This window comes from Cellvibrio sp. 25HG11W-0 (assembly GCF_057815475.1).
The window spans coordinates 3,766,665-3,786,318 of the sequence record NZ_CM174230.1 but is presented as its reverse complement, the minus strand read 5'-3'; the positions used below and the strand labels follow the sequence as shown (position 1 = coordinate 3,786,318).

Below are 19,654 nucleotides of genomic sequence, written 5' to 3'. Positions count from 1 at the left end.
CATGGCTGTATTTTTAGTTAAAGAAATAATGTGGGTTGTTATGGCATGTATATGGAATTTGGCGATTAATAGTCTTGTTACAGCGGGGCTTTTGGTGTCGGTAGGTTGCAGTGATTCTGGTTCGGGTTCATCAGGCCAGACAAGAACGTTGGTAAATATCAGTCTAGGCGAGATTAGCAGCAAAAGTGAAATGGCTTCATCGTCTTCTGCCGTCAGTGAGTCTGCACCTAAAGTGCGCCTTCCTAATTACACCATCAGTGTGGATAAGTTGGAGTATCTAGAGGGTTCAGAGCCAGAGCCCAACAAAATTCTTCCGGTAACCTTCCATTTTGATAAGCCTTTGGTGGAAGATGCAGTTATAGAGGTAGATGTTAATGCTCAATTTGGTACGGGTATTTTCCCTGGGAAAATATTGCCTAGCTCTAAAGTAGCTCTACCCAAAGGAGCGAGCGAGTTTACTATTCAACTAGAGAGTTATGTCGATAATAAACCTGAAGGAGTCCAAGAGGCGAACTGGTATTTAATTCTGGAATCTGCCGGTCAACGAGTTAGCCTGCCCGTTAATAATGGCATCAATATTATTGATGATGACAAAATGCGGTCTGCCGAAATGGATGTGGAGGCAGGTCAATTAATTACTTGGGATCTCAATGGGGCATCTAAGCCCTTTGGTGGTGAAAAATTTACTGTAACTCAAGTGTCGGGTGAGTCGGTTAACTTTAGCGTTGATGGGGATGTGTTGCGTATTCTTGCTCCAGCGCCCAATAATTATAGTATGCCGAGAGGCGATCAGATGATTGGAATTAGTTTTCATGTTGTATCTGATTCTGGCGAGGATTACACCATAACGCAGAATATCTATTCTGCTACACGTTTTAAGTCCTTTGTGCAAAATATTAGATATGATGACTATGTTGATGAGGCGCCAATAATGGCTGATAGGTATCTTCAAGGGGCGACCATGAATACCGGCGGTGTTCATCATTTAATTGATGATGTTTTTGGGCCACCGGTGATTCAACTTAATTTTTTGAATTCTGACATAAAAATTAAAACACCATTCACCTTCACTTTTTTGCGCCTCCACTCGAATGATATTGTTGGCGAAGCCAATGCGCAGATTAGCGATGACGGAAAAACTATTACGCTCTCGCAAGAGGATTGGGAAAAAGCAAAGCAGATAATTGATTTTAAAGAAGATGGAATTAGACTTGAGGCTATACCTCAATTAATTGATGAAATTAATGATTCTGAAGATAGTTTTGGGCAAGGGTTCGAATTGGAAATGAGTCTGCGTATAGCAGACAAAACTGCTTCGGTAGCTATAGACGAAACCGTTCCGGATGAGGTTGTTCAATCAGGTAAATTGTTTTTGGTTTTAAGCGATACTTATACCGATGGCCCTGGGGATGGCGTTGTTTTTATTAGACGACTCGAGCAAAGGGTTACTAATTTTGAGCATTTATATGGGTCAGATTTTTTTGTTAACATAGTGGATCTATCAGGTGTGTACTCAGGGCACACAAGTGTCTCGCTGTATGATAAAGCTATTAAGCATAAATCAGTTACTATTGATGCGGAGGCCTCAATAAATTAGACGATATTGAAAGATCTGCTAGTTTTGTGTTTGGGTAGCGTTACTGAGATGTAAAAGCTTGATTCGCTTAGCGCTACTGCGTGACAGAAGGGCTGCTTATTTTACCCGTCCTGCACTAGCGACTTAGCTTGCCTAACCTGTTCTTGGCTAGGGCTTTTAATCACTGCGCTCGATGATATTTATTTAATGTTGATTTTTTTGAATTTTCTTTAATCCCTAATCTAGGAGTTTGAATGTAATGGCTATTAAAAAAGTGATATGCATGACGGGCATGATTATTTTGGCCTGTAGCAACATGGTTTTCGCCGAAAGTTTTAAAGTAGATATGAAACCAGGTCTGTGGGAGAACAAAATGGAGCTGGTGGGTGATGCTGGGCAAAAGATGGCGGCAGCTCAAAAAGCGCAAATGACCCAGGCCATGGAAGAGATGAAAAAGCAGATGGCGAGCATGCCTGCGGAACAGCGCAAGCAAATGGAAGCTATGATGGCGCAGTCGGGGATGTCATTGAAGGAGGATGGTGTTAGTTTCCAAAATGGGCAAGTTAATATTTCTGATAAAGGCACTGTGGCAAAAAGTTGTGTCACTCAAGCTGAGATTGATCGCGGTGAATTCGGTGAAATTGAAGGCGACTGCACGTCAATTATTAAGCAAGTAAAAGCCAATCACTTTAAGTCTACGCAGGCCTGTAAGGGTGGCGATGGCTCCAGTGAAATGGAAATTATCTTCGACTCGCCCAAGCACTACACGGGCAAGGGAACTGTGACGAATGTTGTTGAGGGTAAGCCGCAGGTTATGCAGATTTCCATGGTAGGCACTTGGCTGGGTAGTGATTGCGGCACAATTAAGCCGGATAAATAGAAGTGTTTAATACCTCAGGGCAATATTGCCCTGAGGTGATTTGGTCAAGGGGCTATGTTGTTTTCTAATTGGCCCATCCTGCCTGTCAATGTTTTTTCAAATCTCTCTTCTTACGCCCCCCATGTTTTGTTGTTAAACAAACCAGTGAATTGCGATACCCAAAATTGCACAAATCCCCAGTACGCGCATCACACTCATCTTTATATAAAACAACAGCACACTGGCGGCTATGCCAAGAGCGAGTGCAATTAAATCCACTTGTGTGAACCAGCCCTGCGCACTACCTTTTGGCCAGAGCGCGTGATAGCTGAAGAAAAGTGCGAGATTAAAAATAACACCTACAACAGCAGCGGTAATGGCGGTGAGGGGTGCGGTGAAATTGCTGTTGTGTTGTGTGGATTCCACCAGTGGGCCGCCTGCGAGAATAAAAATAAACGACGGCAAAAATGTGAACCAGGTTACCAGGGTTGCTGCAATGATCCCCGCAAGAATGAGCGAGTCACTGCCGAGAAAAGCTTGATTGTAGGCGCCAACAAAGCTGACAAAGGCAACTACCATAATCAGTGGCCCCGGTGTGCTTTCGCCGAGCGCGAGGCCATCCATCATTTGCGCTGGGCTAAGCCAGCCGTAGTGATTGACTGCACCTTGGTAGACATAGGGTAATACCGCATAGGCGCCGCCGAAAGTTAAGAGCGCGGCGGTGGTAAAAAACCAAGCCATATGGGTGAAGCCGTGATCCCAGCCAAAGCCCATACCCAGCGCTAGCATGGGAATTATCCAGAGCAGCGCGCCAGCTAGTAATACCATGCTTAAGCGTTGCCAGTGAAAGTGTGTGTGTTCGGCTCTGGCGGTGTGATCGTCGATAAGCGCGGGGCCATAGTCCATTTGTTTAGCTTGGTGATGGGCGCTGGCGGTAAAAATATGGGGAGTATATTTTCCGCCGAGCCAGCCAATAACGGCGGCACAAAAAATAATAAGTGGAAAGGGGAGGTGTGCGACAAAAATCGCCACGAAGGCCGCGGCGGCCAACCCCATCAACCAATAATTTTTTAAACTGCGCGCGCCTATACGCACGGCTGCTTGCACGACTATAGCGGCGACGGCGGGTTTAATGCCGTAAAAAATACCGGCAATTAAACTGGTGTGGCCAAAGGCCAAATAGACCCAGGCTAATAAAATTAATATAAAAAGTGAGGGTAGTATAAAGAGAACACCGGCGGCTATGCCGCCCCAGGTGCGATGCAGTAGCCAACCAATATAGGTGGCGAGCTGTTGTGCCTCGGGCCCGGGTAGCAGCATGCAGTAGTTGAGTGCGTGGAGAAAGCGCGCTTCAGAAATCCAGCGTCGTCGCTCTACCAACTCTTGATGCATGAGGGCAATTTGCCCTGCTGGGCCGCCAAAGCTAATAAAGCCGAGCTTAAACCAAAAGCTCAGTGCGCGTCTAAGTGTGAGCGGAGCAATCTGATTCTGTGGTGTTGGCATAACGACCTGAGTATTTCGGTTGTGAACTGAGAGCGGCATTCTGCCGGAGGCTAATCACTTTCACAAAGAGCATTTGTGATGCGACATTGTCATTTAACTGTCACAAAGCCTTCCTATAGTGCCCGCTCCTTTAAGGTCTCCGAGAGTTATTATGTCCCCGAAATCCCACAAACATATGCATTACAATGTGGCGCTGGTTGATAAATTATGGAATTTAAAGCGGTTGTGTGAAGGGCATTTGAATATGCACATTCCGCTTAATATGGTGTTAAAGGATGAAGAGTACCGCGCAGAATTATTAGAGCGAGCGCTGAGCGTTCAAAATGAAGAACTGACAGCGCTGGTGTGGGATGTGCGACATATGGAGGATGAAATCGTCTCCTCCAATCACAGTGGCGATTCGCTGAGTTTAAAAAAGAAAAGTAGTAAGCATCTTAAATTGACTCGTTTGTCGGTGATGGCCTTGGGACTCATTGTCTTTATGGCGGGCTATATGCTGCGCTCATTCTTGCCGTTAAATGCAGGCGATGTATTTGTCCTGCAGGCTTTAACTCAGGCACAAATTCAATCGGCGATTAAGTCGCCTGCTCAGCGTCAGTCTTACCTAAATCAAGATGGTTTGGCGCGCGCCACTAAACCACTATTTCGTTTGCATGGTTCCAATACTGTGGGGGAAAAATTAGCGCCGCGCTTGGTGGAATCTTACTTTATGGCGCGCGGTGCGACAAATATTAAAACCGAGCAGAGTAATAACCCTGCAGAGAAAAATATTAGTGCTGAGTTAGATGGGCGTATTGAATATGTGGAAATTCAGGCTCATGGTTCCAGCACGGCTTTTGCTGATTTGTTAAATGATAAGACGGATATGGGGATGGCATCGCGGCGCATTAAGGATCAAGAACGTGAATCCTTAATGAAATCGAAGGGTGATTTAAGTGATCCTAATAGCGAGCAGGTGATTGGTTTAGATGGTTTGGCAATTATTGTGCATGCGAATAATCCTGTGTCGTCACTGTCTTTGCTGCAACTTGTTAAAATATTTTCGGGTGAATACACAAATTGGCAGCAATTGGGCGGCAGAGAGGTCCCCATTACATTATTTGCACGCGATGAGAATTCGGGTACTTGGGATTCCTTTAAAAGCATGGTGCTTGAGCCGAAAGGTGCGAGTTTGTCGTCGCAGGCTAAGCGCTATGAGTCGAGCAGTTTGTTATCAGATTCTGTGGCAAAGGATGAGGGGGGTATAGGTTTTATTGGTTTGCCCTATGTTCGCCGAGCGAAATTGTTAGCTATTTCTCCCACCAAAAAATCTAAGGCGATTATGCCGACTCACTTTACGGTGAGTACGGAAGATTACGCACTATCGCGCCGTTTATATTTTTATATGCCGCAAAAAAATGCTAACGGCGATGCGCAAGATTTTGTGCGTTTTACTGCAACAGAGCGCGGTCAGAGTATTGTGGAAGATATAGGCTTGGTTTCACAAAACATTAAAACGGGTCAGCCCTTCAATACGAGTTTTTATCCGAGTGAGATGCGTGACCTTACGTTGCGCTCGCAACGTCTGTCGATTAACTTCCGTTTTAAGGATGGTAGTGATGAGCTGGATACTAAGGGTATGAGCGATCTAGAGCGTTTGGTTAAGTATGTAGAAGTGAATTCGCCTAAGCGCGTGCAACTCTTTGGTTTTTCCGATAGCGAGGGTGATGCCCAACAAAATCTAGAGCTGTCCCTACGTCGTGCCAAGGTAGTTGAAGAGTTTTTGATAGAGCGCGGTATTTATCCATTGATTGCTAAAGGTATGGGGGAGCTTGCGCCCTTGGCGAGCAGTAAAACACCTGAAGGGCAACATATGAACCGACGTGTAGAAGTGTGGATGCTCTAGCAGCTGTTACCAGGGGATAAAAACTACTTGAAATATAACGGAGTCTTTATGGTTGAGGCGCCGTTATGTTTTAGTTTGAGAGAAGGGCGTTAGTAGCCATTTTTTTGCGTCGTCCACATTCTTAAACAGCCGCCCATTTATCATAGAGCGCGATGAGAGCAAGTTGCGAATAAAGGTCGTGGTTTCGCGCGTGCGTGGATTGGTGTCGACCCAGGCGATACGAAACTTTGAGGTGAGCCCCGCCTGTTTGACCATATCGGGAAAGGTGAGTGCATCGAGAGTGGAGAGAATTGTGCTTATATGCTGCTCGCCGAGAACGTTATAGCAATTGTATTTGTGGCAGGTATCAATAATTTCCTTCCAGCCATCAATAGCATTAGTGAAGGTGCCGGAATCGCTGACCTTGATGTGTATGTAAAATTCATGTGGCGTGATGTCGAGCTTGTAACGCATGTTTTTTCCCGGCCTGAAATTGTGTGTTGATTGGTGTTCAAAGCAGCGCAATATTGTTATCAGCAGTGTTAGTTCATTTAATTTAGGGTTCAACGTTTGGTGTTTTTACGTATAAGTTTCTAGTGCATGGTCGCAATTAAATTGTTTCAGGGAGCGAAAGGGATGCGAAGGTCGGCAAGTAATTTTCCTGCCGATAAAACCTCTTGCTCATGTGCAGCTTCACGCCAGGTTTCTTGCAGTGCAGCCTTATACCAAGCTTGGACAGCCTGATGCTGTAAAAGGTGCTGTTGGTAAATGCGCGCGGCGTTGCTGAGTGGAAGGTTGTAGGTTTGTATACGCAGCGCAACGGGAGCGAAAAACGCATCCGCAGCGCTGAATGCTGCACCCGCGAGATAGGGGCCGTTAAAACGCTTAAGGCCATCGCACCAGAGTTCGTCAATACGTGTTAGGTCACGCTCAAGATCAGTATCCACTTGATGCATTGCAATACGGTGACCGCAGCTCATGCCGCACTGTGTGCGCAAGGCATTAAAACCAGAGTGCATTTCCGCACAGGCACTGCGCGCCCAAGCGCGTGCAGTTTTGTCCTGCGGCCAAATGTGAGGATAGCTTTCAGCGAGGTATTCAGTGATGGCGAGTGAATCCCATATCACCAGCCCTTGATCCTCAAGGCATGGAACCTTGCTATTGGGTGCAAACTGCCTAAATAGTTCACCGGCACCGCTGGCAGGAAAGGGGTGGAGCTCTTCGGTAAAGGGAATTTCAGCCGCGCGCATCAATACCCAAGGCCGCAGTGACCATGAGGAGTAGTTCTTGTTGGTGATATGCAGCTTTAGCATCTTAGGTTCTCCTTAATCCCCCCAGCATAGTTTAGTCGCTATGCAGGCTATCAATAGTTGTGCACGCCGTTTGGGTTTGTGGTGTGGCGCTATGTCGTTTTTTTGACTGCAGCTTAGGCCTGGAACCTAAAAAGGGTTTAAGGCGTTTCTACCGCTAGGGCATTTAGGCTCCAAGCTATGGCTTCATTGTAGAAGGCATCAGGCAAAAATGGTGTTAAGTCTTGTAGGGTTTGCTGTAATTCTGCCACATTCTGGCTGACAAGATTGATATGGCCCACTTTGCGCCCCGGGCGCACCTCTTTGCCATACCAGTAAGTGCGCGCAGCAGACAGGTTTAACCAGTTGGGGTTGTAGTCGGTGCCGATCAAATTGATCATCACATTTTGCCCGAGAATTTGCGGCTTGGGCGTTGCCATCCCCGCCACGGCGCGCAGGTGGTATTCGAACTGACTGATGCTCGCACCCGCTTGGGTCCAGTGGCCGGAGTTGTGCACGCGCGGTGCTAATTCATTGATGAGTAATTGGTCGCCCAAACGGAAGGTTTCCATGGCCATAACGCCTACATAATCCAGCGCATTTAATAGCTTGCTGAGCATGGCTTCGGCTTCGGCTTGGAGCTGGGCAAGGCGAGTGAGCGGGGCGATGGAAGCGTAGAGAATGCCGTTTAAGTGGAGATTCAGCGTGAGCGGATAAAACACGCATTCGCCTTGGGCATTGCGCACACCTACAAGCGAGACTTCTTCATCGAAATTGATAGCCTGCTCAGCAATAGCTTCGCCCTGCCAGTCGGTGGGCACTTGGTCATCATCGGTGCGCAGCCAGTGTTGGCCGCGGCCATCATAACCGCCGGTGCGACGTTTAAGCAGTACGCGTTCGCCCAGTTGGTCGCGCAGTTCATTGGCGGAGATGTCATTGCTGACATTGCGCCAAGGTGCAGTCGCTAAACCGAGAGAATCAATGAGTTCTTTTTGTGTTTTACGGTCCGCGAGCAGGCCAAACACATTTTGGTTAATAAAGCGCGGGTGTTGCGCCAGCGCCTCAGTGACCAGCGTTTCCGGCCATTGTTCGCGCTCTGCAGTCACAATATCCTCTGCACGCAGGTCGGGCGCTTGGGCTTCATTGATATCGATAGGGCAAACATCGAGCGCGAGCGGCATGCCCGCGTGCTTTAGCATGGCACCCAATTGGCCTGCCCCCAAAACCCAAATACGTTGACTCTGGCTCATGCGAAACACCGAACTATTAAGAGGGGATTACTGATCGCGTGGATCGGGATTGTCCAATACAGACTGTGTTTGGTCTTGACGGAACTGCTCAATTTTGACTGCAAGTGCGGGATCTGTCACCGCGAGAATCTGACAGGCGAGAAGGCCTGCATTAAATGCACCCGCAACGCCTATCGCCAGAGTACCTACCGCAACGCCTTTAGGCATTTGAACGATGGAATAAAGGCTATCTACGCCGCTTAGGGCTTTGCTTTGTACGGGAACGCCCAGTACAGGCAAGCGTGTATGAGCTGCAACCATGCCGGGTAAGTGCGCAGCGCCACCGGCGCCACCAATAATGACGGCATAGCCGTTGGCAACGGCAGACTCGGCAAATTCAGTGAGCTTATGGGGCGTGCGATGCGCTGAAACCACTTCAGTGTGATATTCCACTCCCATTTGCTCCAATACGTCTACTGCCGCTTGCATAGTGGCCCAATCGCTTTTGGAGCCCATAATCACTGCTACTTTTCTTGCCATAGTCTTGCCCAAATGGTCATCAATCAGAAAAAAGGCGCGCATCTTATCATAAAGTTATGATTGTCGAGTAAATGATGCCCCGAGAACTCGGTTTTCTGGGGGATTTTTCGGGTCTATTTAAGTGTCTATATAAGTGTCTTGATAGGCTCCTTGAGGGCTTATGCAAAAATGCCTAATTAGACGGGTTTTTTTATAGTGGTATGAGAAGGTAAAAACTCTTCGTTTAGGGCTATCTTCGTCGTTGTGGTTTGTAGTAGTTTTGAAGTGTTAATTGGAAGCGTTAATTAGAGACGTTAATTGAGGAGGCATTGGGGATAGAGATACGCATTGCGTATTTGGTTTGCTAACAAAAAATTATATTAATTTGGTTTAACTGATTTTACGTGTTTAAGAAATTGTTGTGATGAATGGCGGTAGCACTCATCAGGTGCCATCCTATAAAAACCAAATAATAAGTATGACCTGTAATTAGGGAGCCATTTTGAAAGCTGAAGTAAATGTAAAGATTCTGGTCTTGCTCCTGCTGGTTTCAATCGCGAGTATTGCATTGCATCGTGCAGGTGCATTTAATACGTCGTTTAATGTGTTGGCAGCAGCCAATAAATTTGTACACGTTACCAACACCGATGGAACGTCTCGCGCTGCCATCAAGTATGAGAATGAGACGCTATTACTGAGTTGTAAAATTGGAGATGCGGAAAGTTACAAGTATTGTGGTGTAACGATAAAGCTCCACGAAAACCCTTCTTTTGGCATGGATCTCAGCCGTTATGTCAATGTGTTAGTGGATATCGATTTTCAAAGCCCCGTAGCCGATTCGCCCGTGCGCCTTATGTTGCGCAATTATAATGATCATTATTCTTCAGTCGACAAACCTTCGTCTTATAAGTACAACTCAATTCAGTTTGTGCCAACGCCTAGTGTGCTGGCAAAACCCATTCCGATCAGTTCATTCCAAGTGGCAAGTTGGTGGATTGAAGAATATAAAATAAGTTATGAAGATGCGCAGCTTGATATTAGCAATGTGCCTTTAATTGAAATAGAAACAGCACTTGTTAAGGTGCCTGGGGACTATTCAATCCATATTAAAAAATTGGTGCTGCAGGGGCACCTGTTTGCGGAAGAGACATTGCTGAAGTTTTTGCTGGTGCTGTGGTTGGTGACGACCATCTATATGTTGCGGCGACAGCATGCGGCCTTAAAAACAATCTCTAACCGTGATGCCTTAACCGGCATCATCAATAGGCGTGGGCTGAATGAGTATTTAAATAAGTATTTTCTTGGCAAGGCGCAAAAGAAAAGCCTGTGTATGTTTTATATCGACATAGATGATTTTAAAAAAATTAACGATAGTTACGGTCATTTGGTGGGCGATGGCTTGCTGTGTGAGTTTTGTAGTGCCATAGAGGCTGAATTGACGCAATTTAGTTTTAAGGCAATCTCTCAGGAGTATTTATTGGCGCGACTATCGGGCGATGAGTTCGCGTTGATCATTTGTGACATTAATGATTTTCAAGTAATAGAAATAGCCAGCCGCTTAATTTCACGCTTCTCGCAGGTGCTGATAGTCGATGGCATAGAGGTTAAGGTCAATGCCAGTATCGGTATAGCGCGCAGTTCTGGTGATATTAATGTGCCTGAGGTGCTCATGAGTCATGCTGATTCCGCGATGTATCACTCCAAAAAAAGCGGGAAGAATCAATTTAAAATATTCGATCAGGATGTCTTAGAAGATGTCATGTTTCGTAAAAAGGTATCAGGTGTTTTGCGTGGTGCCATAGAGCATAAAAGCTTCGAAATTTTGTTTATGCCTATTTATCACAGTGAGGGTTTGCGTGTGCGTGGTGCTGAAATATTATTGCGCTGTACCTTGCCTGAGTTGGAGGGGATAGGCCCCGATGTGTTTATACCTATAGCGGAAGAGTATGGTTTAATTCGCGATATAGATGCCTGGGTGATAGAGGAGTGCTTCAAAACAATTAGTCAAATTCCCGATCTTATTGCTGCGCAGCAACTTACGTTTTGCGTCAACATTTCCGCGTTAGAGTTAGTTAATCAGCATTTTCCTAAACAGGTTAAGCTGTTGTTGAAACGCTACAATATAAACCCTGAATGTATCGAGTTGGAGCTGACGGAAACGAGTTTGGTGAATGTTGATGAGCAGAGCATTGCACTGCTGAATGAGCTTAGATCCTTAGGCGTAACCCTATCGCTTGATGATTTTGGTACCGGCTATACCGCGTTTAACCAGCTGCTTAACTATCCCGTTAACTGCCTCAAAATTGATCGCGCCTTTATTGGGCAAATTGATAAGTTGGGTGGCGGTGGCACGACTATGGTTGATGTGATTTTAGCTATAGCGAGTTCCTACGACTTAAGTGTTATTGCCGAAGGCGTAGAAACTGAGCAGCAGTATCAATATTTGCTGCAACAGCACTGCGGCTATGTCCAGGGTTTCTTTATGTCTAAACCCATTCCTTGGAACGATTTTTTACAGAAGCTCAATAATGTGGTCTTGCTGCCACCCAAGCAGTAGTTGGTTTAATTTTTTTCGTGTGGTCACAAGCAATCGTTCACATTCTCCATTCAGGTGTTTGCGGTGGCGGCGCTGCGTGTGCAAGCTCATGCGGTTCATTGGCGCTGAGAATTTTGGCATTTATTGGGCTGGCTCTGGAGTTGGTCTCTTTTTGCATGAAGCATTGTGTGTATGCGGCTTAGAACGTTCTAGGGGTTGCAAACAGGGCAGTGGCTGGGGTCTGCCGCTGCCTCTGCAGTGGGAAAGTTTTGCTCAAGGTGGCAGTTGGCGCAATGAGCCCTGCGTGCCTTGATGCCATGGGTTGGGCTGCCACAATCGCGGCAAGGTAAGCCCGAGTGCGCTTGGTCTGGCCAAAAGCCGGGTGTGTTGCAACGCGGGCAGGGCGATAGCAAGCGTGCGATGAGATTTTCCATGGCTTTTCGGATGTTCCCTCGACGCTCTGGGCAATGATGCGCGCGTAGGTCGTCGCTGATAACAAGCTCTTGCTCAAACGCTGAGCCAAGCAATCCATAACTGCCAAACCAATGTGTTAAATGTTCCTCTATCTCGTTAAGCCCATAAAGCCCCTTTGCGATACCCGCAGGGCTGCGCAACATTAAGCCTTGATTGGCGGGCGTGCTCGCGACAAATTTAAAGAGTTCTTGCGCGTTGTGAATCACTTGGGCGCGGGAGCTACTAAAACTGTAATGGTGCCCAATCAGCGACCAGCCCGATTGAATGTCGACACAGGCAATCAATTCGTGATTGGCAATTCCAAAGCCATAGGGGCTGGGTGTAAAGCTGCCTTCGCTGCCGAGCCCTAGGTTGAGCCCAGTGAGCTCACAGGCCAATTGTGCTTTTTTAAGTGCGCATTCTTTTGGGTTGAGTTTGCGCTCAATCTCGCCACTAAAAGTACCCAGCGCATCAGTGTCAAAATCTTGTGTAAGTACCAGTGTTGCGTCTAATTGCGTGGCGAGTAAGGGTGCGAGTATTTGTTCTTTTCCGTGGCGCGTTAGCAATGCAAATTGGCTGTTTGAAAAGCGTGTTTTCATTAGAAGTAGCCTTCGCGTTTTTTCTTTTCCATAGACCCAACTTGATCCTTGTCGAGCATGCGGCCTTCGCGCTCGCTGGTTTTGCTGCGCACTAACTCTTGAATAATATCTTCAATTTGAGTGGCGTCACTCAGCACAGCGCCCGTTTGCGGATAGCAGCCAAGCGTGCGGCAACGCAAGGGGCGATGAGCTAGGGTGCCGCGTTCGCGCTCGCTCAAAAATGGCAGCATGCGCTCGTCGTCCAAAATTAAATACTGGCCGCCGTTGTCGCTTATCCAGCTCAAACGCTCTGCCGACAAGTAGAGCGAAACCAGCTCGATTTTTTCTTTCAAGATATATTGCCAAATATCCAGCTCGGTCCAGTTAGACAGGGGAAACACCCGCACCGACTCGCCTTTATCGATATTGCTGTTGTAAATATTCCACAGCTCTGGGCGCTGATTTTTTGGGTTCCAACCCTGAAATGCATCGCGCACCGAAAATACACGTTCTTTCGCGCGGGACTTTTCTTCATCGCGTCGTGCGCCGCCCAAGGCCGCGTCAAATTGATAGAGTTTCATCGCCTGTTTGAGCGCTTGAGTTTTCATTAAGTCATTGTATTTTACCGAGCCTGAGGTGATCGGGTGAATGCCCAGTACTAGCGCTTCTTCATTGGTGTGTACCAATATTTTAAGTTGATGTTTTGCGGCCATGGCATCGCGAAAGCGCGCCATTTCTGCGAATTCCCAAGTGGTGTCCACATGCAACAAGGTAAAAGGAACCGGTGCAGGGTAAAAGGCTTTACGCGCGAGGTGTAGCATCACCGTTGAGTCCTTGCCAATCGAATAAAAGAAGCAGGGGTTGTCGAAGCTGGCGGCTACTTCGCGGATGATGAAAATGGCTTCTGCTTCAAGTTGCTGCAAATGGGTTTGGTTGTACATGGCGGCTTATCTCTCGGTAAATTGCAATGAATAAAGGGGGCGCATGGCGCCCCTACGCGCTCATCCATGTCAGTAATTGGTAGTACAAAGGGATACCCACTAGCACGTTGAAGGGAAAGGTCACACCTAGCGATGCAAATATCGACAAGCCCACATCGGCCTCAGGGATAGAGCCGCGAATGGCGGCGGGGGCGGCGATGTAGGAACAACTAGCGACTAGTGTGCCTAATATGAGGATGCTGCCTTCCGGGAGGCCAAGTGCTAGGCCCGCCGCTACACCTATGAAAGCCAAAAACATCGGGGCGATTAACGCGAAGCTGATCAACCGCCAGTGCTTTAGTGGGAAGGGGTTAAGGTGTTTGGATACACACAAACCCATTTCTAGGAGGAAGAGTGCTAGCAGTGCTTTAAACGCGCCGAGGAATAGGGGGGCGATTGCGGCGCTGCCCTCGGGGCCGTACCAGTAGCCAATTAACAAGCCGCCAGCCAATAAGACTACACCGCGACTCGTTAGCGCTTCGTGCCACAGGGCGCTGGCCTTGGCGGTGCTGCCGGTTACTTTACGGTAAATCATAATGGCCACCACAATCGCCGGTAGCTCTAGTAGTACTAAATACAGGGTGGTTTGCGGTGCTATGGTGAGGTTGTTGGCTTCGGCAAAGGCTAGGGCCACCGCAAAGGTACCGGCGCTGGCAGAGCCGTAGTGCGCCGCAAGGCTCGCGCTGTCGGCCTGATTCAAGCCCGCGAGCTTGCGTACCAGTGGGTAGACTAATAGGGGGATGGCAACACCAATCAGAATCACCACTACCACTTCGGGTAGCAGCTGCCAGCTAACTTGGCCATGCAGTGCAAGGCCGCCCTTTAAACCAAGGGTTAGCATCAACAAAATACTGAGGGTGTCGTAGGCTGCCTTAGGTACTTGCAGATCAGACTTGGCGACGCCCGCAAGGGCGCCCAGTAGGAAAAACATAATGACGATATCGGGCATGGCAAACCTCTAACGTGGGGTGGGTGATGTCTGGGCGCCATTATCGTTAGATTGGTTAATAGATGATAATTAATGTTTATGTTTTTATTTATAGATAATTATCTATACTGCGCTGTAAATGTATTGTGTGATTGCTCTCGGAGTGACTGTGTTATGAATATCCGCCATCTCACCTTTCGCCTGCTGCAGGTTTATATCGCCGTGGTGCGCACTGGCTCTATCTCCCAAGCGGCGGTGCAGTTGCATCTCACTCAGCCGACGGTGTCTCAACAGATCAAGCGGCTTACCGAGGCAGTGGGTCATGAATTACTAGAGCAGCGCGATGGCGGCTATCAGCCCAGTTTTGTGGGTAAGGAGTTGTATCACGCGGCTTTGGATGCGCTCAGCCGCTTTGAGGACTTTGACAATCTGCTCACCCAAGCGGCGCAAGGCCAGCGCGGGCATTTTAGTTTGGGGGTGGTGACAACCGCCAAATACATAGTGCCGCGCCTGCTCAGCCCATACGCGCAGGCGTTTCCCGCGGTGGATGTGACGCTCAATATTGGCAACCGCAGCAATATTCTGCAGCGCTTTGATCAGCAGTTGGACGACCTCTATCTATTTAGCCACCCACCCACGGGGGAGAAGGTGGTGAGCGGGCGCTTTTTGCGCAACCCGCTGGTGTTAATCGCGCCCCTCAATCATTGGGCCGCGCAGGCAAAAGAAGTCAACTTTGCTGATTTGGTTAACGAGCGCTTTTTAATGCGCGAACCCGGCAGCGCCACGCGTATGGTGTTTGAGGGTTGGCTGCGCGAGCAAAACCTAGCGCTGCACAAAACCATGCAAATGGAGAGCAACGAAGTAATTCGTATGAGCGTGGAGGAAGGCTTGGGTTTGGCGGTATTGTCCGAGCACACTCTCGCGCAAGCGGATGCCCGCGTGGCGCACCTAGCCGTGAGCGACTTTCCCTTACATAGCCATTGGTATTTGGTACGCCACGGCGACCGCCGCCTAAGCGTCGCCGCGCAAAATTTTATTCAATATATGGACGCCCACCTCGCCGACTTAGTGGAGCCAAAATATCTACGCAATGAGTTGGGTGGTTTGTTGGAGTGAGGCAACCCCACCCAAGAGCGCTACTTAAGCGACTTGCTTTATTTGCTACTATATCGCTCTTGTCAAACAGTGTTGCCTGTAAAATATTTTTCGTAACTTCCTGCTGGCTGTTACTGACTAGTTGTAAGCTTTTGTTATTTCAACTTCCACGCGGGGAAATCTTGGTTTATCGTGGTGTATCGCTTTGGTTCAGGGTTTTAATGCGATAAGTTCTACTCGTTAGAAGGCGAATTTCACATGGTTAAGCGCTGGTTGTAAGTTGACTGCTGATGTTGGTTGGTAATTACGTAAACTCCAACACTCTTTACCTGATATGAAAACATACAACAGGTCAGAAATATGAGAGTTGTAACGTCAATAATATTGATTTATATTTTTAGCCAAAACTGCTTTGCACAACATTTGATAGAATCCCAAGCTGACCGCTTACATCAGTACGCCGGACATTGGGTAAGTAGCCTCCACGCGGATACAGATAGTGTCGATACATTTCCAGCTATTAAGATGAATAGCATTTCGGTAATGAATAGTCAGGCTATGCAGGTGGAGGTACTGCAATATCAAAATGGCGAATACAAACCATTGCTTACCGAGCTAATCGGTTATGACTCAAAGAGTGATCAGGTTATCGCCTTAGGGCAAAATCAAGAGGGCGTTATTTTTAAAGGGAAGGGGCGTTTTTTATCTGAGAAGAAATGGAAAATGCAAGATGTCGATATGCGGGGTGATTTTTATTTGGCCGTCGAGTTTAATTTTAAAACCCCCACCAATGTATTGCTTGAAGGGTTTGATGGGTCAGGTAAAAGTCTTTGGAAAACCCGTTATATAAAAGCTAACCCAAAAGATAAAAATATTGGCATTCAGTTAGTTTCCTTGCACAAGGAAATGCTAAAAGACCCTGTGGCAACTCTGCGGGAACTAGGCCGGATGGGCTATAGCTACGTAGAAACTTTTGTTTATGATGACGGTACTTTTTATGGGATGTCGCCAACCGATTTTCGTAAAGTCGTAGAAGTCAATGGCATGCAATTTTTAGGGTCTATGACATTTCATGACCTTCCTGCCGGCGATGATTGGGACAGTGCCTTAAGGTGGTGGTCAAAAACGATAGATGACCATGTAGCCGCCGGCGTAAAATATTTGTCAACGTCTAATAACCAACTTAAAACCGTAAAAACTAAAGCAGAACTTAAACGCTATAGCAATTATTACAACGCTATAGGAGCGCTATGCCGTGAAAAGGGCATAGCCTTCGCTTTTCATAATCATGCCGATGAATTTAACAGGGTCGAGGGGGTTCGTATCTATGATTACTTTTTGGAAAATACCAACCCTGAATACGTTTACTTTCAGGCTGACATTTATTGGATGCAAGTGGGCGGAGTAAAAGCGGTAGATTATTTTAAAAAATACCCCAACCGTTTTTTAAGCTGGCATATAAAAGATTATAAAGAGCTAGGTGCCAGTGGAGAAATTGACTGGATGGAATTATTCCATCACCCAGAGTTTGACGTGCCTAAATATATGGTCGCAGAGGTGGAGGATTATTCCTACCCGCCAATGTATAGCGTACAGATGGCATGGGAATATTTATATTATAAGATTTTAAATTAACTCTATGCCGCAAGTAGCCCTAAATCCGAGCTGGCTCGTCTTTTTTAGGTCGGGGGCGAGGGTTGCTCCTCCCCTTTTTAAAGGGGGAGGTTGGGAGGGAGTTACGCTTTTACGCGTTCCGTTTGGCATTGCCAGCAATGCTCGAACGCAGCGTCATTTTTTTCTTGGCACTGTGAGCACATCCAGTCGGGGGCATTCTTGTCACTGAGTGCGGTGGTGATGATTTCGGTGGCGACGAGGTAGTCGTCATCGTCCAGTACCCAGAGTTCTGGCCAGGTATCAAAGGGTGAAACCTCGCCTATAGCGCCTGAGGCAAACTCATTTTTCCACAGGGTTTTAATGCCCGCCTGCTCTAGCAGGTTGGAGGCATTGCCAACTAAAAAACGATTTTCGTGGGTGTAAACGAGTTTCATTTGGCACTCCGTTTATTCGTTATTTTTGACTAAAACTGACGTCGGTTAAGTCTTTCATGGGCTGACTTTCAGACTCGATAAGTTGGTCGCCTTCCTGATCTATAAATAACACGGCAATTTTATTGTCATTGGCAATTGCCATGCCTTCTTTGCTGCCCAAACAATTTAATGCGGTAGACCACGCATCGGCGATCGTAGGGTTGGGGTGCAGTATGGTGACGGATACGGTGTTGTGCTCTACCGGTTTGCCGCTGCGCGCATCGAGTATGTGGCTGTAGCGTTTGCCGTCGCTGTCGAAATAGTGGCGATAGGTGCCCGAGGTCATGAGCGCCATAGGCGCGCCGCTATTGAAACTGACAATTTTTTGCAGCTTGCGTTCATTGGGCAGGGGTTTGTCGAGGCCGACACGCCAGGCGTCGCCCTTGGGTTTCTTGCCGCGCGCTTGCAGTTCGCCGCCAATTTCTACTATGTAGTTGGCGATCTGGTGCGCTTCAAAAATTTTTACGAGCTGCCCTACCGCATAGCCTTGGCCAATGGAGGAGACGTCTACGCGCAGGCTGGGGAGTTGTTTGCGCCAGTGGGTGTTATCAAGGGTTTCGAGTTTGTCCATGCCGACACTGGTGAGTGTTGCGCTGAGTGCTTCCTCGCTGGGTGGGCTAAATATATCTTTTTTGAAACCCCAAAGATCAAACAGGGGTTTGATGGTGAGGTCGTAACAGCCTTGGCTGGCGTGATTCACGCTGCGTGCTATGTCAATGAGCGCAGTCATTTCGGCGGTGACGACGAGCGGCTCGGTGGTTTGTTCTGCATTAAACTTTTCGATGACCGAGTCGTCACGGTAGTTGGAGAATACATCGTCAATACGCTGCAGCTCTGCGTCTACTTCAGTGTGCAGCTGCGCGCTATCGAGGCCGTCGGGGGTGATAAAGGTCAGGTGATAAGTTGTGCCTTGTGCATAGCCTTCCAGCTTGGTCAGCTCGGGGGTTTTAGTGCAGGCAAGGCTGAAGCTGGCGAGCGCGATAATTAACAGCTGCTGGCCGGTGCGGCGCAAACGATGAGTCATAGTGAGCCTCTTGATTGGGCGAGGAATAAGAATGGGTGATGGCGGCGGGCAGTATAACCCATGGTGAATGTGAACTTGGCTGCCGCAGGTGTAGTTAAATAGGGTGTTTAAGCGTGAGTTGAAGTGGTTGTAGCGGGCATCCTTGCCCACCTGCGATTTAATCTGCCTATGATTTAATCTACCTGCAATTTAATCGCCATAGGCCGAGGTATCTTCGCCGCCGAAGGCAGCAATAACGTCGGTCATAAAGGCTTTAAGCTCCAGCGCCATAATCGCAAAGTCCGCGTCGAACTGCTCCGCCTTGGATTCGGGGCTGCGTTCGTTGGCTTGCTCGCTGATGGAGTCTTCAAACTTGAGGCGTTTTAGGCCGAGTTGATCGTCGACCACAAAGTGAATGGCTTCTTTCCAGGTTAGCGCTAGCTTGCTCACATGCATGCCGCTTTCGAGGTGGCTGAGGATTTCGTCGGCGGTTAAGTCCTGCGCTTTGCAGCGAATCACGCGGCCGTCTTTGGCGGCTTGCAGTTCGCACTCTTCGCCCAAGGTGAGTTGATGAGTCGCGGCGCGCTCGCGCAGCCAGTGGGTCATCACCTGGGTGGGCAAGTTGTTGGGTGCTATGGGTAAGCAGCGCAGGCTGCCGAGGGCTTCGCGCAACTTGCTCAGTAGGTCTTCGGCGCGCTTGGCAGAGCCAGAGTTTACGACTATGAGCTTTTCCTGTGGTGCTATATAGGCAAAGTCGAGCGAGGACTTGGTAAAAGCGCGCGGTAGCAGCGAGAAGATAATTTCATCTTTCATGCCGTCGCGCTCTTTGCGTCCAATCGGGCGACCTTCGGCCTCGCTCAGGGCGAGAATTTTTTCTTCCAGTTGTTCTTTGATGACGCCGCTGGGGAGAATTTTTTCTTGTTTTTTGGCGCAGATCATCACGTAACCGTTAGTCACATGCACAAACTCGCTGCCGTGGCGGCCGAGCGGTGGCTCAAAGCCGTAGCGCAGCGGGTCGAGGCTGCCACAGGGGGTAAAACTGAATTCGGCGAGCTTTTCGTTGAGCTCTTCGGCGCTCAGGGTCCAGGGCTCCGCTAAGCGATACAGTCGTAAGTTTTTAAACCACATAAATCATTCACCTGAATAAAAAACGCC

General features: G+C 48.0%; 17 protein-coding genes. 6 read left to right on the top strand and 11 right to left on the bottom strand.

Annotation, left to right across the window (positions count from 1 at the left end):
- Position 1 precedes the first annotated feature (1 nt).
- Together AC0KUT_RS15815 and AC0KUT_RS15810 are read left to right on the top strand one after the other, a co-directional pair.
- Entirely contained in the window at positions 2-1,597 is a 1,596-nt protein-coding gene (locus AC0KUT_RS15815) for a hypothetical protein (RefSeq protein ID WP_488831358.1), read from the top strand.
- Between the two features lie 238 nt (positions 1,598-1,835).
- The gene (locus AC0KUT_RS15810) at positions 1,836-2,456 is read left to right on the top strand and encodes a DUF3617 domain-containing protein (RefSeq protein ID WP_488831357.1); all 621 of its coding nucleotides are present in this window, start codon (positions 1,836-1,838) and stop codon (positions 2,454-2,456) included.
- A gap of 132 nt (positions 2,457-2,588) precedes the next feature.
- Here AC0KUT_RS15810 and chrA read toward each other — a convergent pair whose 3' ends face one another.
- Positions 2,589-3,938: a chromate efflux transporter gene (gene chrA / locus AC0KUT_RS15805; protein ID WP_488831356.1), complete on the bottom strand. Its 1,350-nt coding sequence runs from the start codon at positions 3,936-3,938 to the stop codon at positions 2,589-2,591.
- A gap of 151 nt (positions 3,939-4,089) precedes the next feature.
- Here chrA and AC0KUT_RS15800 point away from each other — a divergent pair, with 151 nt between their 5' ends.
- Complete coding sequence (locus tag AC0KUT_RS15800; RefSeq protein ID WP_488831355.1) at positions 4,090-5,823, top strand: phosphate ABC transporter substrate-binding/OmpA family protein; 1,734 nt, start codon at positions 4,090-4,092, stop codon at positions 5,821-5,823.
- A gap of 63 nt (positions 5,824-5,886) precedes the next feature.
- On the opposite strand, the gene AC0KUT_RS15795 is transcribed toward AC0KUT_RS15800, so the two are convergent.
- The 4 genes from AC0KUT_RS15795 to purE all read right to left on the bottom strand — a co-directional run bounded on the left by AC0KUT_RS15795 (position 5,887) and on the right by purE (position 8,860).
- Positions 5,887-6,276, bottom strand: coding sequence for a hypothetical protein (locus AC0KUT_RS15795; RefSeq protein ID WP_488831354.1), 390 nt, complete (start codon positions 6,274-6,276; stop codon positions 5,887-5,889).
- A 146-nt stretch (positions 6,277-6,422) separates the two neighbouring features.
- Positions 6,423-7,115, bottom strand: a complete 693-nt coding sequence (locus AC0KUT_RS15790) for a glutathione S-transferase (protein WP_488831353.1) — start codon at positions 7,113-7,115, stop codon at positions 6,423-6,425.
- A gap of 137 nt (positions 7,116-7,252) precedes the next feature.
- Positions 7,253-8,341, bottom strand: coding sequence for a 5-(carboxyamino)imidazole ribonucleotide synthase (gene purK / locus AC0KUT_RS15785; RefSeq protein ID WP_488831352.1), 1,089 nt, complete (start codon positions 8,339-8,341; stop codon positions 7,253-7,255).
- 27 nt (positions 8,342-8,368) lie between these two features.
- Positions 8,369-8,860, bottom strand: coding sequence for a 5-(carboxyamino)imidazole ribonucleotide mutase (purE, locus tag AC0KUT_RS15780; RefSeq protein ID WP_488831351.1), 492 nt, complete (start codon positions 8,858-8,860; stop codon positions 8,369-8,371).
- A gap of 481 nt (positions 8,861-9,341) precedes the next feature.
- Between purE and AC0KUT_RS15775 the strand changes: the two genes are divergently transcribed.
- On the top strand, positions 9,342-11,396 hold the full coding sequence (locus AC0KUT_RS15775) for a putative bifunctional diguanylate cyclase/phosphodiesterase (RefSeq protein WP_488831350.1): 2,055 nt from the start codon (positions 9,342-9,344) through the stop codon (positions 11,394-11,396).
- A 188-nt stretch (positions 11,397-11,584) separates the two neighbouring features.
- Here the strand turns inward: AC0KUT_RS15775 and AC0KUT_RS15770 are convergent, their stop codons facing one another.
- The 3 genes from AC0KUT_RS15770 to AC0KUT_RS15760 are packed head-to-tail and all read right to left on the bottom strand — an operon-like array spanning position 11,585 to position 14,335.
- Positions 11,585-12,427, bottom strand: coding sequence for a DUF6671 family protein (locus AC0KUT_RS15770; protein ID WP_488831349.1), 843 nt, complete (start codon positions 12,425-12,427; stop codon positions 11,585-11,587).
- Positions 12,427-13,347, bottom strand: a complete 921-nt coding sequence (cysD, locus tag AC0KUT_RS15765; protein ID WP_488831348.1) for a sulfate adenylyltransferase subunit CysD — start codon at positions 13,345-13,347, stop codon at positions 12,427-12,429. The genes AC0KUT_RS15770 and cysD overlap by 1 nt, the downstream gene beginning before the upstream one ends.
- Before the next feature lie 52 nt (positions 13,348-13,399).
- The gene (locus AC0KUT_RS15760) at positions 13,400-14,335 is read right to left on the bottom strand and encodes a sodium-dependent bicarbonate transport family permease (protein ID WP_488831347.1); all 936 of its coding nucleotides are present in this window, start codon (positions 14,333-14,335) and stop codon (positions 13,400-13,402) included.
- 153 nt (positions 14,336-14,488) lie between these two features.
- Here AC0KUT_RS15760 and AC0KUT_RS15755 point away from each other — a divergent pair, with 153 nt between their 5' ends.
- Both AC0KUT_RS15755 and AC0KUT_RS15750 read left to right on the top strand, forming a co-directional pair.
- Complete coding sequence (locus tag AC0KUT_RS15755; RefSeq protein ID WP_488831346.1) at positions 14,489-15,430, top strand: LysR family transcriptional regulator; 942 nt, start codon at positions 14,489-14,491, stop codon at positions 15,428-15,430.
- Positions 15,431-15,769: 339 nt separating this feature from the next.
- Complete coding sequence (locus AC0KUT_RS15750; RefSeq protein WP_488831345.1) at positions 15,770-17,044, top strand: sugar phosphate isomerase/epimerase family protein; 1,275 nt, start codon at positions 15,770-15,772, stop codon at positions 17,042-17,044.
- 101 nt (positions 17,045-17,145) lie between these two features.
- Here the strand turns inward: AC0KUT_RS15750 and AC0KUT_RS15745 are convergent, their stop codons facing one another.
- The 3 genes from AC0KUT_RS15745 to rdgC form a co-directional block, all read right to left on the bottom strand.
- Positions 17,146-17,457, bottom strand: a complete 312-nt coding sequence (locus AC0KUT_RS15745; protein WP_488831344.1) for a putative signal transducing protein — start codon at positions 17,455-17,457, stop codon at positions 17,146-17,148.
- Between the two features lie 19 nt (positions 17,458-17,476).
- Positions 17,477-18,520 carry an FAD:protein FMN transferase gene (locus tag AC0KUT_RS15740; RefSeq protein ID WP_488831343.1) on the bottom strand — a complete coding sequence of 348 codons (1,044 nt, stop codon included), beginning with the start codon at positions 18,518-18,520 and terminating at the stop codon, positions 17,477-17,479.
- 189 nt (positions 18,521-18,709) lie between these two features.
- Positions 18,710-19,627 carry a recombination-associated protein RdgC gene (rdgC, locus tag AC0KUT_RS15735; protein ID WP_488831342.1) on the bottom strand — a complete coding sequence of 306 codons (918 nt, stop codon included), beginning with the start codon at positions 19,625-19,627 and terminating at the stop codon, positions 18,710-18,712.
- Between the last annotated feature and the right edge of the window lie 27 nt (positions 19,628-19,654).

What these genes read in the sequence shown, in the direction of transcription:
- purE (WP_488831351.1), bottom strand. Translation starts at nt 8,860, where the DNA reads ATGGCAAGAAAAGTAGCAGTGATTATGGGCTCCAAAAGCGATTGGGCC.
- AC0KUT_RS15790 (WP_488831353.1), bottom strand. Translation starts at nt 7,115, where the DNA reads ATGCTAAAGCTGCATATCACCAACAAGAACTACTCCTCATGGTCACTG.
- AC0KUT_RS15760 (WP_488831347.1), bottom strand. Translation starts at nt 14,335, where the DNA reads ATGCCCGATATCGTCATTATGTTTTTCCTACTGGGCGCCCTTGCGGGC.
- AC0KUT_RS15755 (WP_488831346.1), top strand. Translation starts at nt 14,489, where the DNA reads ATGAATATCCGCCATCTCACCTTTCGCCTGCTGCAGGTTTATATCGCC.
- AC0KUT_RS15750 (WP_488831345.1), top strand. Translation starts at nt 15,770, where the DNA reads ATGAGAGTTGTAACGTCAATAATATTGATTTATATTTTTAGCCAAAAC.
- AC0KUT_RS15740 (WP_488831343.1), bottom strand. Translation starts at nt 18,520, where the DNA reads ATGACTCATCGTTTGCGCCGCACCGGCCAGCAGCTGTTAATTATCGCG.
- AC0KUT_RS15745 (WP_488831344.1), bottom strand. Translation starts at nt 17,457, where the DNA reads ATGAAACTCGTTTACACCCACGAAAATCGTTTTTTAGTTGGCAATGCC.
- AC0KUT_RS15815 (WP_488831358.1), top strand. Translation starts at nt 2, where the DNA reads ATGGCTGTATTTTTAGTTAAAGAAATAATGTGGGTTGTTATGGCATGT.
- rdgC (WP_488831342.1), bottom strand. Translation starts at nt 19,627, where the DNA reads ATGTGGTTTAAAAACTTACGACTGTATCGCTTAGCGGAGCCCTGGACC.
- purK (WP_488831352.1), bottom strand. Translation starts at nt 8,341, where the DNA reads ATGAGCCAGAGTCAACGTATTTGGGTTTTGGGGGCAGGCCAATTGGGT.
- AC0KUT_RS15800 (WP_488831355.1), top strand. Translation starts at nt 4,090, where the DNA reads ATGTCCCCGAAATCCCACAAACATATGCATTACAATGTGGCGCTGGTT.
- AC0KUT_RS15810 (WP_488831357.1), top strand. Translation starts at nt 1,836, where the DNA reads ATGGCTATTAAAAAAGTGATATGCATGACGGGCATGATTATTTTGGCC.
- AC0KUT_RS15795 (WP_488831354.1), bottom strand. Translation starts at nt 6,276, where the DNA reads ATGCGTTACAAGCTCGACATCACGCCACATGAATTTTACATACACATC.
- chrA (WP_488831356.1), bottom strand. Translation starts at nt 3,938, where the DNA reads ATGCCAACACCACAGAATCAGATTGCTCCGCTCACACTTAGACGCGCA.
- cysD (WP_488831348.1), bottom strand. Translation starts at nt 13,347, where the DNA reads ATGTACAACCAAACCCATTTGCAGCAACTTGAAGCAGAAGCCATTTTC.
- AC0KUT_RS15770 (WP_488831349.1), bottom strand. Translation starts at nt 12,427, where the DNA reads ATGAAAACACGCTTTTCAAACAGCCAATTTGCATTGCTAACGCGCCAC.